3 protein-coding genes are annotated in these 14096 nt (G+C 68.9%); all 3 read left to right on the top strand.

Features of this window, described 5'->3' with window-relative positions:
* The first annotated feature begins 144 nt into the window (after nt 1-144).
* The 3 genes from purL to N5C25_RS09120 all read left to right on the top strand — a co-directional run bounded on the left by purL (nt 145) and on the right by N5C25_RS09120 (nt 14001).
* Nucleotides 145-4029 carry a phosphoribosylformylglycinamidine synthase gene (gene purL, locus N5C25_RS09130; RefSeq protein ID WP_154081343.1) on the top strand — a complete coding sequence of 1295 codons (3885 nt, stop codon included), beginning with the start codon at nt 145-147 and terminating at the stop codon, nt 4027-4029.
* Between the two features lie 437 nt (nt 4030-4466).
* On the top strand, nt 4467-11990 hold the full coding sequence (locus N5C25_RS09125) for an ESPR-type extended signal peptide-containing protein (protein WP_279936828.1): 7524 nt from the start codon (nt 4467-4469) through the stop codon (nt 11988-11990).
* 157 nt (nt 11991-12147) lie between these two features.
* Complete coding sequence (locus N5C25_RS09120) at nt 12148-14001, top strand: S8 family peptidase (RefSeq protein WP_251103262.1); 1854 nt, start codon at nt 12148-12150, stop codon at nt 13999-14001.
* Nucleotides 14002-14096: the final 95 nt, after the last annotated feature.

Below are 14096 nucleotides of genomic sequence, written 5' to 3'. Positions count from 1 at the left end.
CCCCGCTTTTGCTTTGGCCGTTGCCGTTGCTGTTGCTGTTGCCGTTGCCCTGGCCTCGGCGGGTGCCGGGCGCCGCCCGGCCAGAGCCCTTCCCCCGCTTCCGGTACAATGTCGGGCCCGTTTCCCAACTACGGTTCCCCGGACATGATGGTCCTCGAGGGCGCGCCCGCCCTGTCGCCGTTCCGCCGCGAACGTCTTGAATCCCGCCTGCAGTCCATCGCTCCCTCCCTGCGCATCAGCGGTGCCTGGCACGTCTACTTCGTGCAGCCCGAAGGCAGCGCCGCCCCCGACCTGACCACCCTGTGCCGCATCCTCGAAGCGGCGCCGCAGGCCGAAGCCGTGGCCGAAGGCGCAGTCAGCCGCATCGTGGTGCCGCGCCTGGGCACGCTGTCGCCGTGGTCGAGCAAGGCCACCGAACTGGTCCGAGGTGCCGGCCAGCCGGTCAGCCGGGTCGAGCGTGGCCTGCGCATCGACGTGCAGGGTTGGCCGGCCGATGCCGCCGCCCAGCAGGCGCTGGTCAAGGCGCTGCACGACCCGATGACGCAGTCCGTGCTGGAGACCGTGGAACAGGGCCAGGCGCTGTTCTCGGCACCGGCCCGGGGTGAACTGGAGCGCGTGCCGGTGGACCAGCTGGAGGCCGCCAACCAGCGCCTCGGCCTGGCCATGGCCCAGGACGAGATCGACTACCTGCGCGAGCGTTTCACTGCGCTGGGCCGGTCGCCGTCGGACGTGGAACTGATGATGTTCGCGCAGGCCAATTCCGAGCATTGCCGCCACAAGATCTTCAACGCCAGCTGGACCATCGACGGCCAGGAGCAGGACCGCTCGCTGTTCCGGATGATCAAGAACACGCACCAGCAGACCCCGCAGCACACGCTCAGCGCGTACAGCGACAACGCCGCGGTGATTGAAGGCCATCCGGCGTCGCGTTACCGCCCGGATCCGGCCAGCGGCGAGTACCGCCGCGAGCCGCAGGTGCCCAGCGCGTTCCAGATCAAGGTGGAAACGCACAACCACCCGACCGCGATCGCGCCATTCCCGGGCGCCTCGACCGGTGCCGGTGGCGAGATCCGCGACGAAGGCGCGACCGGCCGCGGCGGCAAGCCCAAGGCCGGCCTGACCGGCTTCTCGGTTTCGCACCTGCGCATTCCGGAACTGCCGCAGCCATGGGAGGCGCCGCGCGCGCTGAACCCGCGCATGGCACCGGCGCTGGAAATCATGACCGACGGCCCGCTCGGTGGCGCGGCGTTCAACAACGAGTTCGGCCGCCCGAACCTGCTCGGCTACTTCCGCAGTTTCGAACTGCCCGAAGGCGCCGATCTGGTGCGCGCCTACGACAAGCCGATCATGCTGGCCGGTGGCCTCGGCGCGATCGACCGCGTGCAGGTCGACAAGATCCCGCTGCAGGCCGGTGATGCGGTCATCGTGCTGGGTGGCCCGGCGATGCTGATCGGCCTGGGCGGCGGTGCCGCCAGTTCGGTGGCCTCCGGTGAAAGCGCCGAGGACCTGGACTTCGCCAGCGTGCAGCGCGACAACCCGGAAATGGAACGCCGCTGCCAGGAGGTCATCGACCGCTGCGTGGCGATGGGCGCCGACAACCCGATCAAGTTCTTCCACGATGTCGGCGCCGGTGGCCTGTCCAATGCCATCCCCGAACTGCTGCACGACTCCAGGGTCGGCGGCGTGATCGATCTGGGCAAGGTGCCCACCGATGATCCGTCACTGTCGCCGATGCAGCTGTGGTGCAACGAATCGCAGGAACGCTACGTGCTGGGCGTGGCCCAGGAGCGCCTGGCCGAGTTCGCCGCGCTGTGTGCGCGTGAGCGCTGCCCGTTCGCTGCAGTTGGTGTGGCGACCGCCGAGGAACATCTGGTGGTGGCCTATGGCGCCGTGCCGGGCCACACCCCGGCCGACGCACCGATCGACCTGCCGATGGACGTGCTGTTCGGCAAGCCGCCGAAGATGCACCGCGACACTGCGCACCCGCCGACACCGCGCTGGCCGGCGCTGAAGACCGGTGGCCTGGATCTGCAGGAAGCAGGCCTGCGCGTGCTCGCGCACCCGACGGTCGCCTCGAAGAACTTCCTGGTCACCATCGGTGATCGCAGCGTCGGTGGCCTGACCGCACGCGAACAGATGGTCGGTCCGTGGCAGCTGCCGGTGGCCGACGTGGCGATCACCCTGGCCGACTTCGACGGCGTCGCCGGCGAAGCGATGTCGATCGGCGAGCGCACCCCGCTGGCCCTGCTCGATGCGGCTGCTTCGGCACGCATGGCGGTGGGCGAAGCGCTGACCAACCTGTGCGCGGCGCCGGTCGATGCGCTGGATGAGATCAAGCTGTCGGCGAACTGGATGGCCGCGGCCGGCCACCCGGGCGAAGACGCACTGCTGTACGACGCTGTGAAGGCAGTGGGCATGGAACTGTGCCCGCAGCTGGACATCAGCATCCCGGTGGGCAAGGACTCGTTGTCGATGCAGGCGCAGTGGCACGACCAGGGTGAGGCGCACAAGAGCGTGTCGCCGGTGTCGCTGGTGATCTCGGCGTTCGCGCCGGTGGCCGACGTGCGCCAGCAGTTGACCCCGCTGCTCGACCGGGAGGTGGACAGCGAGCTGTGGCTGATCGGCCTGGGGGCGGGCAAGCAACGCCTGGGTGGTTCGATCCTGGCCCAGGTGCATGCCGACCACAGCGAACTGCCGGCCTTTGCCGGTGCCGCCCCGGACCTGGACGATCCGCAGCGCCTGCGGGGTTTCTTCGAACTGATCCGCGATGCGCGCCAGTCCGGCCTGCTGCTGGCCTATCACGACCGCAGCGACGGCGGTGCCTTCGCCGCGTTGTGCGAAATGGCCTTCACCTCGCGCCTGGGCCTGGACATCACCCTCGATGCCTGGGGTGACGATCCGTTCCGCAGCTTGTTCAACGAAGAACTGGGTGCGGTGGTGCAGATCGCACGCGAAGACCGCGCCGCGTTTGCCGACCTTGTCGAACGCCATGCATTGACCGAATGCGCGCAGCGCATCGCCAAGCCGACCACCGCACCGGTGGTGCGCGTGTCGCTGGGTGGCGAAAACCTGGCCGAATGGCGCTGGGAAGCGTTGTTCGACGCGTGGTGGTCGGTTACCCACGCGATGCAGAAGCGCCGCGACAATCCGGCCAATGCCGACGCAGAGCGCGAGGTGGCACGTGCCTTCAACGCACCGGGTCTGAAGCCGAAGCTCAGCTTCGATCTCAACGAAGACGTGGCCGCACCGTTCATCAGCAGCGGTGCGCGCCCGCGCGTGGCCGTGCTGCGCGAGCAGGGCGTCAATGGCCAGATCGAAATGGCCAACGCCTTCGAACGCGCCGGCTTCCGCGCCTTCGACGTGCACATGAGCGACCTGATCGAAGGCCGCGTGGCGCTGCAGGACTTCACCGGCCTGGTGGCCTGTGGTGGCTTCAGCTATGGCGACGTGCTCGGTGCCGGCCGTGGCTGGGCTACCTCGATCCTGGAGCGCAGCGCACTGCGTGATGCCTTCGCCGCGTTCTTCGCACGCGAAGACAGCTTCGCGCTGGGCGTGTGCAATGGCTGCCAGATGATGAGCCAGCTGAAGAACATCATTCCGGGTGCCGAGCACTGGCCACAGTTCCGCCGCAATGCCAGCGAGCAGTTCGAAGCCCGTACCGCACTGCTGGAAGTGGTGGAGTCGCCGTCGATCCTGCTGCGTGGCATGGCCGGCTCACGCCTGCCGGTGGCGGTGGCGCATGGTGAAGGCCAGGCAGTGTTCGACACGGCCGTCGACCAGGCCGCGGCCCGCGTCTCGCTGCGCTACATTGATGGCCATGGCAACGTTGCCAGCCAGTATCCGCTGAATCCGAATGGTTCGCCGGATGGCATCACCGGCCTCACCAGCAGCGACGGCCGGGTCACCATCATGATGCCGCACCCCGAGCGCACCCCGCGCGCGCTCAACATGAGCTGGGCGCCGGCCGAATGGCAGGGTGATTCGCCGTGGATGCGCATGTTCCGCAACGCACGGGTGTGGTGCGGCTGATCGCAGCATTGCGCGCACGGCGCAATGCCATCGCGTATGGAAAACCCGCCGCGTTGCCGGCGGGTTTTTCTTTGCGCGCGCGAAACCCTTGTCGCGCCCGCTAGTTACATCGATTTTCATGCGCCAGCAGTTCGTCACGTGTGCATAACGAAGTTCTTTTATAAACACGCGAAATGGTGAACTGCTTCACGGCAATAGGATTTGCCGTGTCAAAGTCTTGACGATCTGCAAAGTTGGCGTTAACACTTGAAGCCCGTTTCAGAATCATTCATTTCGCAGTAACCGCTTTGCGCATGCGCTCGGGTTTCTGTCGCTGCGCGCCGTTCGGCATTACCCGCAGTAAATCACGCGAATAGACGCCCCCAGGGGACGCTGGGCCAGAAGGCTCGGCGATGGCGTCGCTTTGCCCAAAACCAGTCCAATCAGGAGCCGTACCGATGAATCGGATTTATCGCAAGGTCTGGAACAAAGCATTGGGTCAGTTGGTGGTGGCCTCGGAGCTGGCCTCCTCCGACAGCAGCGGTGGTGTTGTCGACCAGCGCCGCGATACGACACAGGCCACGCCCGCGCTGTTGGCGGTGGCACTGGGCCTGGTATTGGGATTGGGCATGAGCAGTTCCGCCGCTGCACAGTCGGTGCAGATCGGTGGCAGCGCCACCTGTGTGGCACTCAGCGGCAAGCTGCTGGAAAAGTGCCTGGTTGAAGGCACGGCCAGTGCCAAGGGCAGCAACGCGGTGGCGATCGGTGGCAACAGCAGCGCCAGTGCAGCCAACAGCGTTGCGCTGGGCGCAGGCTCCAAGGCTACGCGCGCCAACACGGTGTCTGTCGGCGATGCCGGCAAGGAACGGCAGATCACCAACGTGGCCGCCGGTACCCAGGCCACCGATGCGGTGAACAAGGGGCAGCTGGATGCGCAGGCGCGCGCCACGCAGGCCGCGCTGGCGGATGTCGCCGCAGCTGGGGACCGCTACTTCAAGGCTGATGGCGCAGGTGATGACAGCGACGCGGCCAAGATCGACGGGCAAGGCGCGGTAGCCGCCGGTGCCGGCGCCCAGTCCTTGGCCAATGCCACCACCGCCATCGGCACCCAGGCCATTGCCGCCGGTCTCGGCGCCAGTGCGTTCGGACAAGGCGCATTGGCGATCGGCGATGCCAGCGTGGTGGTCGGGCAGAGCGCCGCAGCGTTCGGTCTCGGTGACACCGCCGTTGGCGCCAGCGCCTATGCCGCCAGCGAGAACGGCGCGGCCACCGCGCTGGGTGCGTTGTCCGAAGCAAGCGCCGACGGCGCCACTGCCGTAGGTGGTGGCGCTGTGGCGATGGGCCCAGGCAGTTCCGCACTGGGTCGAGGCGCCACTGCCGCAAACGAAGCCTCGATTGCGGTGGGTGCATTCAGTACCGCCGTGGGCGAATACAGCACCGCACTGGGCTCCAATTCGGCGGCGGTTGCCACCGGCAGCGTGGCGCTGGGCGCAGGCTCGCTGGCCGACCGTGTCGATACGGTGTCCGTCGGTGCGACCGAGTACGGCCTGACCCGGCAGATCACCAGCGTTGCGGCAGGTACTGAAGATACCGACGCGGTCAATGTCGGCCAGCTGAAGGACGTGGCTGCCGTGGCCGATGCCACCGCCAAGCGGTTCCAGGCTACTGGCAGCAGCAACAGCGATGCCGGCGCGCTGGCCGAAGGTGACGAGGCACTGGCGGCCGGCGAGGCGGCCAACGCCATCGGCAACGGCGCCACCGCTGTGGGCGCGGGCGCCAACGCCGTTGCGCAGAACGCGACCGCCATGGGCAACAACGCACTGGCCTCGGGCCAGAACAGTGCCGCGTTCGGCAACAACGCACAGGCCAACGGCCCGGGCAGCGTCGCCGTCGGTGGTGCCGCTGTTGATGCCGATGGCAATCCGCTGATCACCAGTGGCGGCGTACCGGTGGAAACCGGCGCCACCAGTGCCGGTGTCGGTGGCACCGCGGTGGGCGCCAGTGCCGAAGCCAGCGGCTTTGCGGCGTCGTCCTACGGGGTAGGTGCCTATGCCGCCGGCGCGCAGGCATCCGCGTTCGGTGCGGTCGCCAACGCCATCGGTGATTACTCCACGGCGCTGGGTACGCAGAGCAACGCCACCGGCACCAGCAGCGTGGCCATCGGTGGCCCGGCCGACCTGATTCCCGGCCTGGGTTTCTTCGTGCAGACCCAGGCCGGCGGCGAAGCGGCGACAGCCGTCGGTGCCGGTGCCATCGCAAGCGGTGACCGCGCGGTGGCCAACGGCAGCCTGACCGAAGCCTCCGGTGCTGAAGCCACGGCCGTTGGCTACTTCGCTTACGCCCCGGGTGAGAATGCCAGCGCGCTTGGCGCGCAGACGTGGGCCAGCGGCGCACAGAGCACGGCCGTCGGGTACTACGCCACCGCGCGTGGCGCCAACAGTGTCGCGCTTGGCGCGAATTCCGAAGCGGTGCGCGCCAACAGCGTGGCCGTCGGCAGTGCCGGCAACGAACGGCAGATCACCAGCGTCGCTGCCGGCAGCGAAGCCACCGATGCAGTGAACAAGGCGCAGCTGGACGCCGTGGCCAGTACCGCGGACAACACCGCGCGCTTCTTCCAGGCCCAGCCCGAAGCGGGCAGTGATGCCGGTGCGCTCGCCGAGGGCGAAGGCGCGGTGGCGGCCGGTTCGTCGAGCAATGCGATCGGCGCCGGTGCGGTTGCACATGGCGCCGCCGCTTCGGCGATCGGTGATGACAGCGTGGCGGTGGGTCGCAACAGCAGCGCCACCGGCAACGGCGGTGTTGCCATCGGTGGCCTCGGCCAGGCCTACGATGAGTACAACCAGCCGATCATCGGTGCCGACGGCACGGCGCAGCAGGTAGGCACCACCGCCGTCGCCAACGCCACCGCAGTGGGCAGCGGCGCACAGGCCACCGGCGCCGCCAGCAGCGCGTTCGGCAATGCGGCCAAGGCCAGCGGGGACAACAGCTTCGCTGCTGGCGGCACGTCGCGTGCAACCGGCAGCTATGCGGTCGCGGTTGGTGACAGCGCCTTCGCCAGCAGCGATGACAGCACCGCCGTAGGGGGTTACAGCTGGGCGACGGCCAGTGGCGCAGCAGCGTTCGGTTCGGGTGCGTGGGCCACCGCCACCAACGCGTCGGCCTTTGGCAACGCGGCCTGGGCCAGTGGCAGCGGCGCAACCTCCATCGGCTACAACAGCTGGGCCAATGGGGCCAGTTCCACTGCGGTCGGCCGCGGTGCATTCGGCTATGGCGACAACAGCGTGGCACTGGGCTTCCAGGCGCTGGGCAACAGCATCAACAGCATCGCCATCGGTACCAATACGGTGGCCGGCGGCGAAAGTGCGATCGCATTGGGCGCCGGCACCAACGCCAGCGCCAGCAATGCTGTCGCGCTCGGTGCCGGTTCGGTTGCCAGCCGTGCACGCACGGTGTCGGTGGGCAGCAGCGGCAACGAACGCCAGGTCACCAACGTCGCTGCCGGTACCCAAGCCACGGACGCGGTGAACAAGGCACAGCTGGATGCAGTGGCGAGTACCGCCACCACCACCAGCCGCTTCTTCCAGGCCAGTGGCAGCGGCGACGACGTAGCCGGTGCGCTGGTGGACGGTGACAACGCGCTGGCCGCCGGTGATGCGGCCAACGCCATCGGCAACGGCGCCACCGCGCTCGGCAGTGGTGCCAATGCGCTGGCCAGCAACGCGCAGGCGATCGGTTTCAACGCGCTGGCCAGCGCCGCCAACGCCAGCGCCGTTGGTGCCAACGCACAGGCGACCGGTGAGTACGCCACCGCGCAGGGTGCGGAAAGCGAAGCCAGCGGCGAGCAGAGCGCGGCGTTCGGTGCCGCCAGCATCGCCAGTGGTGCCGGCAGTACCGCCAACGGTGTGTTGTCCGAAGCCTCCGGCGAGGAAGCCGTGGCGGTGGGCTACTTCAGCAACGCCAGCGGCAGCGGCTCCACCGCGGTCGGTAGCGAGAGCGTGGCCAGCGGCACCGCGTCGGCAGCGTTCGGCATCGGTGCAGAAGCGACCGGTGGCTACAGCACCGCCATCGGTGGCTATGCGCAGGCCTCGGCGTTCAACGCCACCGCCTTCGGCAACTTCGCCAATGCCTCCGGTTCCAACAGTGTGGCAGTGGGTGGCGATGCGGAAGCCTCCGGTGCCTACAGCACGGCCACCGGCCAGGGCAGCCTGGCCACCGGCACCAACAGTGTTGCCGTCGGCGGTTCGCTGTTCGGCGTGCTGGCCACCGAAGCATCGGGCAACTACTCCACCGCCGTCGGTGGTGGCGCCTGGTCCGGTGGCATCAACAGCACCGCACTGGGCAACGCCGCCGAATCGCGCGCGGCCAACAGCGTGGCGCTGGGTGCCGATTCGATCGCCGACCGCGACAACACCGTGTCGGTGGGCGGTGGTGGCAATACCCGCCAGATCACCAACGTGTCTGCTGGCACGCAGGGCACTGATGCGGTCAACAAGAACCAGCTCGACGCCGTAGCCGCTGCAGCGGAAAAGACCAGCAGGCAGTTCCAGGCCAGTGGCAACGCCGATGGTGAAACCGGCGCCCTGGTTGAGGGCGACAACGCGTTGGCCGCCGGTGATGCGGCCAACGCCATCGGCAACGGCGCCACCGCACTCGGTAGCGGCGCCAATGCGCTGGCGGCCAACGCCACGGCGGTGGGCCTCGATGCGCTGGCCACCGGCGACAACGCCGCAGCGTTGGGCAGTGCCGCACAGGCCACCGGCGAAGACAGCCTTGCGCTCGGCACCGGCGCCAGCGCCAGCGAGCTGGGTGCCAGTGCCGTGGGTGCGCGTGCACAGGCCAGTGGTGCATACAGCACCGCGACCGGCACTGAATCCAACGCCAGCGGCACGCAGGCACTGGCCAGCGGCTTCCGCAGCGCCGCCTCGGCCGATGGCACCACCGCCGTCGGTGGCTATGCCGAAGCAAGCGGACGCCTCGGCACCGCGTTGGGCTATGGCTCGGCGGCCAGTGGTGCCAACACCACGGCAGTCGGCTTCGGCGCTGCCGCGGCCGGTACCGGTGCCGTGGCCGTAGGTCAGTCCAGCGAGGCCAGTGGCGAGGAGAGTGTGGCCATTGGTGGCAGCACCTTCTTCGGCTTGATCCCGTCGCGTGCCAGCGGCACTGGTGCAGCGGCATTCGGTGCGGGTGCGTGGGCGACAGAAGACTACGCGACCGCGATCGGCTGGAACTCGTGGGCGGATGCGGCGGATGCCACTGCGCTGGGTGCCGGTGCCACCGCCAGTGGGTTGAACAGCGTGGCGCTGGGCGCCGGCTCCAAGGCCGAGCGCGACAATACCGTGGCTGTGGGAACCGCGGGCGGTGAGCGCCAGGTGACCCATGTTGCAGCCGGCACTGAAGCCACCGATGCGGTGAACAAGGGCCAGCTGGACGCGGTGGCCAGCGTTGCCGACAAGACCAGCCGCCAGTTCCAGGCCAGCGGCAATGCCGATGGCGAAGCAGGCGCACTGGTGGAGGGTGACAACGCGCTCGCCGCTGGCAATGCGGCCAATGCAATTGGCAACGGCGCTACGGCGTTGGGCAGCGGCGCAACGGTGGTCGCTGCCAATGCCACGGCGGTCGGCGTCGACGCACTGGCCACGGCCGAGCAGAGCGTGGCCATCGGCAGCGGTGCCAGCAGCACCGCAGACAGTGCCGTTGCGCTGGGTGCACAGAGCAGCAGCGGCGGCGCCGCCAGCATTGCGATCGGCGCGCAGTCGCAGTCGCAGGGCATCGGGGCGACCGCTGTCGGCGGCATGGCCGAGGCCGCCGGCCTTGCGGCTACCGCAGTGGGCTACGGCGCGATCGCCGATGGCCGCGAAACGACCGCAGTCGGCAACTTCGCGCAGGCCAGCGGCTGGCGCGCCACGGCGTTTGGTGCAGGCGCCAGCGCCGGCTTCTTCGGCACCGCCGTAGGCAGTGCTGCGCAGGCCGCCGATGTTTCCACGGCGGTGGGCCAGGGCACCATCGCGCAGATCGCCGGCGCCGGCTTCGGCGTGCAGGCAAAGGCTGGCGAGTACGGCACCGCTCTGGGCAACAACGCCGCCACCGGGTTGAACGGCGTGGCGGTCGGCTTCAACGCACTGGCCGGACAGGATGCCGCCAGCGCCAGCGCCGGCCAGTTCACTACCGCCATCGGCAGTGAAGCGTGGGCCACCGAAGATGGCGCCACCGTGGTCGGTTACAACAGCTATGCGCAGGCCAGCAACGCGACGGTGCTCGGCAGCAACACCTGGACCACCAAGGACGCCGGTAACAGCGTCGCGTTGGGCGCGGGCTCGCTGGCCGACCGCGCCAACACGGTGTCGGTGGGTGCTGCGCAGGAGTGGGTCGATGCCGCCGGCGTCACCCACAGCGCGATCAACCGCCAGCTCACCAATGTCGCGGCGGGTACGCAGGCCACCGATGCGGTGAACAAGGGCCAGCTCGATGCAGTGGCCGCCACCGCCGATGCGGTCGGCCAACGCTTCAAGGCCAACGGTTCGGGTACCGCCAGTGCCACCGGCACCGATGCCGTGGCCATTGGCGGCAACGCCAACGCCAGTGGCGGCCGCAGCAATGCGTTGGGCAGCGGTGCCGCGGCCATCGGCAATGCGACGCTGGCACTGGGTGCCAACAGCGGCGCCAGCGGCAACAACTCGGTGGCATTGGGTGCCGGTTCGCGCGCGCTGGAGGCCAACGTGGTCTCGGTCGGCGGTGGCAACGGCACCGCCGGTCCGGCCACGCGGCGCATCGTCAACGTCGCCGACGGCCGCATCGCTGCCGGCAGCACCGATGCGATCACCGGCTCCCAGCTCAACGTCACCAACCAGCGGGTGGGAGCAGTGGAAACCCGCGTGGGTGACTTCGACTCGCGCATCGCGACGGTCGAGACCACGGCGGCCAGTGCGGTCGGCTACGACGACGCCAGCCGTGACCGACTGACCCTGTCCGGTTTCCAGGGCACCACCATCGACAACGTCGGTGCCGGCAGCATCGCCGCCGGTAGCCGCCAGGCGATCAACGGCGGGCAGCTGTTCCAGTCGCTAAGTGATGCCGCCAGCTTCCTCGGCGGTGGCGCCAGCGTTGGCATGCAGGGCGTGTTCGTGGCGCCGAACTACGTGATCCAGGGCGCCACCTACAGCAACGTCGGCGATGCGCTGGGCGCGCTGGACCGCAAGGTCAGCGAGATCGACCGTCGCACCGCCGGTGGCACGCGTGCCGGAACCGCCAGCCTGCGCGCGATGAGTGCCTCGCTGGATGACAGCCCGCTGGCCAGCGCCGCGGATGCGCGTGCAACAGCCGATGCAGCACCGGCCGGCACCGCGCGGGTGCAGGGTACGCCGACGGCCGCCGCGGCGGGTGCTGGCATTCCGGTCGGGACCCCGGCGACCGGCGCCAATGCGGTGGCCATGGGCGAGGGCGCCGTCGCCAGCGGCGCGTCGTCCACCGCCGTCGGCCAGGGTGCCAGTGCCACGGCTGCCAACGCCGTGGCACTGGGCCAGGGTTCGGTCGCCGATCGTGCCAACACCGTGTCGGTCGGCAGCGAAGGCAACGAACGCCAGGTCACCAACGTCGCCGCCGGCACCACCGCCACCGACGCCGTCAACAAGGGCCAGCTGGACCGTGGCGTGGCCACGGCGAACAGCTACACCGACAGCCGCGTCCAGGCCGTCGCCGACAGCTTCGATGTGTTCAAGGGTGAAATCGATGGACGCCTGCGCCACATGGACCGCCGCATCGACCGCCAGGGTGCGATGAGTGCGGCGATGCTCAACATGGCCACCAGTGCCGCCGGTATCCGCACCCAGAACCGGGTCGGCGTCGGCATCGGTTTCCAGGGCGGCGAGTCGGCGTTGTCGCTGGGCTACCAGCGTGCGATCAGCGATCGCGCCACGGTTACCTTCGGCGGTGCCTTCAGCAGTGACGACAGCTCGGTTGGCGTCGGTGCCGGCTTCGGCTGGTAAGCCAAACCACTGCGCCGGCGGCCACCCACGCCGGCGCCAAACCTGCAAACAGGGCCTGGGGGGAGGTCACGGCAATCCCGGCTGGGCCGGCCGGGAGTCGTCAAGGAATGATGGCCGCAGTGTTGGTTCGATCCATGACCCAGAAGAGGAATTCGACGTGATCAAGAAGCAGAACCTTCGCATCAATGTGCTTGCCGCCGCCGTGCTGTCGATGACCGCCGTCGGTGCCGTCCACGCCGCCGGGTTGGCGACCCGTGAACCGGTGCGCCAGGCCAGCACCGCCGAGCCGGGCACCCAGCGCATCATCGTCAAGTACCGTGCCGGCACCGCTGCGGCGGGCGACCGGTCGGCCAAGCTGTCCACCGTGCAGTCCGCGCTGACCCGCGCCAGCCTGTCCGGTGGCACTACCCGCGCCAGCGCGCTCGGCCCGCAGGTCGTGCGCAGGCTGGGCGTCGGTGCCGACCTGATCCGCCTGCAGGGGCGCCTGGCGCCTGCCGAACTGCAGCGCGTGCTGAAGGAACTGAAGGCCGATCCGTCCGTGCAGTACGCCGAGGCCGATGTGAAGCTGCGCCGTACCGAGCTGCGTGCCGGTGACGTGCAGCCGGCGCTGGCGCCGAATGATCCCTACTACCAGCAGTACCAGTGGCACCTGCACAACGCCACCGGCGGCATCAACGCACCGTCGGCGTGGGATGTATCGCAGGGCGAAGGCGTGGTGGTGGCGGTACTCGACACCGGCATCCTGCCGCAGCACCCGGACCTGGTCGGCAACCTGCTGGAAGGCTACGACTTCATCAGCGATGCCGAGACGTCGCGCCGTGCCACCAACGACCGCGTGCCGGGCGCGCAGGACTATGGTGACTGGGTCGAGAACGACAACGAGTGCTACACCGGCTCCGTCGCCGAGGACAGCTCCTGGCACGGTACCCATGTGGCCGGTACCGTGGCCGAGCAGACCAACAACGGCGTCGGCATGGCCGGTGTCGCGCACAAGGCCAAGGTGCTGCCGGTCCGCGTGCTCGGCAAGTGCGGTGGCTACCTTTCCGATATAGCCGACGCAATCACCTGGGCCTCCGGCGGCACGGTGGCCGGCGTACCCGCCAATGCCAACCCGGCCGAGGTCATCAACATGAGCCTCGGCGGCAGCGGCAGCTGCGACGGGACCTACCAGGAAGCGATCAATGGCGCGATCTCGCGTGGCACCACCGTGGTCGTGGCGGCCGGCAACGAGACCGACAACGCCTCCAAATACCGTCCAGCCAGTTGCGACGGCGTGGTGACCGTCGGCGCCACCCGCATTACCGGCGGCATCACCTACTACTCCAACTACGGCACCCGCGTGGACCTGTCCGGTCCGGGTGGTGGTGGCAGCGTCGATGGCAATCCCGGCGGCTACGTCTGGCAGTCCGGTTCCGATGCGGCCACCACGCCGGAGTCGGGCAGCTACAGCTACATGGGCATGGGCGGCACGTCGATGGCCTCGCCGCACGTGGCTGCCGTCGCTGCACTGGTGCAGAGCGCGCTGATCGCCAAGGGCAAGGATCCGCTGGCCCCCGCCGCGATGCGCACCCTGCTGAAGGAAACCGCGCGTCCGTTCCCGGTCAGCATCCCGACCGCCACTCCGATCGGCACCGGCATCGTCGATGCCAAGGCGGCGCTGGCCAAGGCGCTGGAAGAGCCGTGCACCGAGAACTGTGGACCGGTGGCGACGCCGCTGACCAACAAGGCCGCCGTGGGGGGGCTGAACGGCACGGCCGGCAGCAGCCGCCTGTACAGCTTCGAGGCAGCCGCTGGCAAGCAGCTCAGCGTGATCACCTACGGCGGCACCGGCAACGTGTCCGTCTACATCGCCCAGGGTCGCGAGCCGAGCGCCAGCGACAACGATGGCAAGTCGACCCGTCCCGGCACGTCCGAAACGGTACGGGTGAACAAGCCGGTGGCAGGCACCTACTACATCAAGGTAGTGGGCGAAGCGGCCTACAACGGCGTGAGCATCCTCGCCACGCAGTAAGCCTGACGTGTCGTAGTTGAACGGCCGAGGCCCGTCATCCTGTGTGACGGGCTTCGTCTTTTTACGAAAGCTGGCCGCAGGGCGGCGGAAATCAT

Source organism: Stenotrophomonas sp. GD03958 (genome assembly GCF_029839005.1).
Taxonomy (GTDB): domain Bacteria; phylum Pseudomonadota; class Gammaproteobacteria; order Xanthomonadales; family Xanthomonadaceae; genus Stenotrophomonas; species Stenotrophomonas hibiscicola.
The sequence above is the reverse complement of the archived record's forward strand: the minus strand, read 5'-3'. Positions and strand labels throughout refer to the sequence as shown.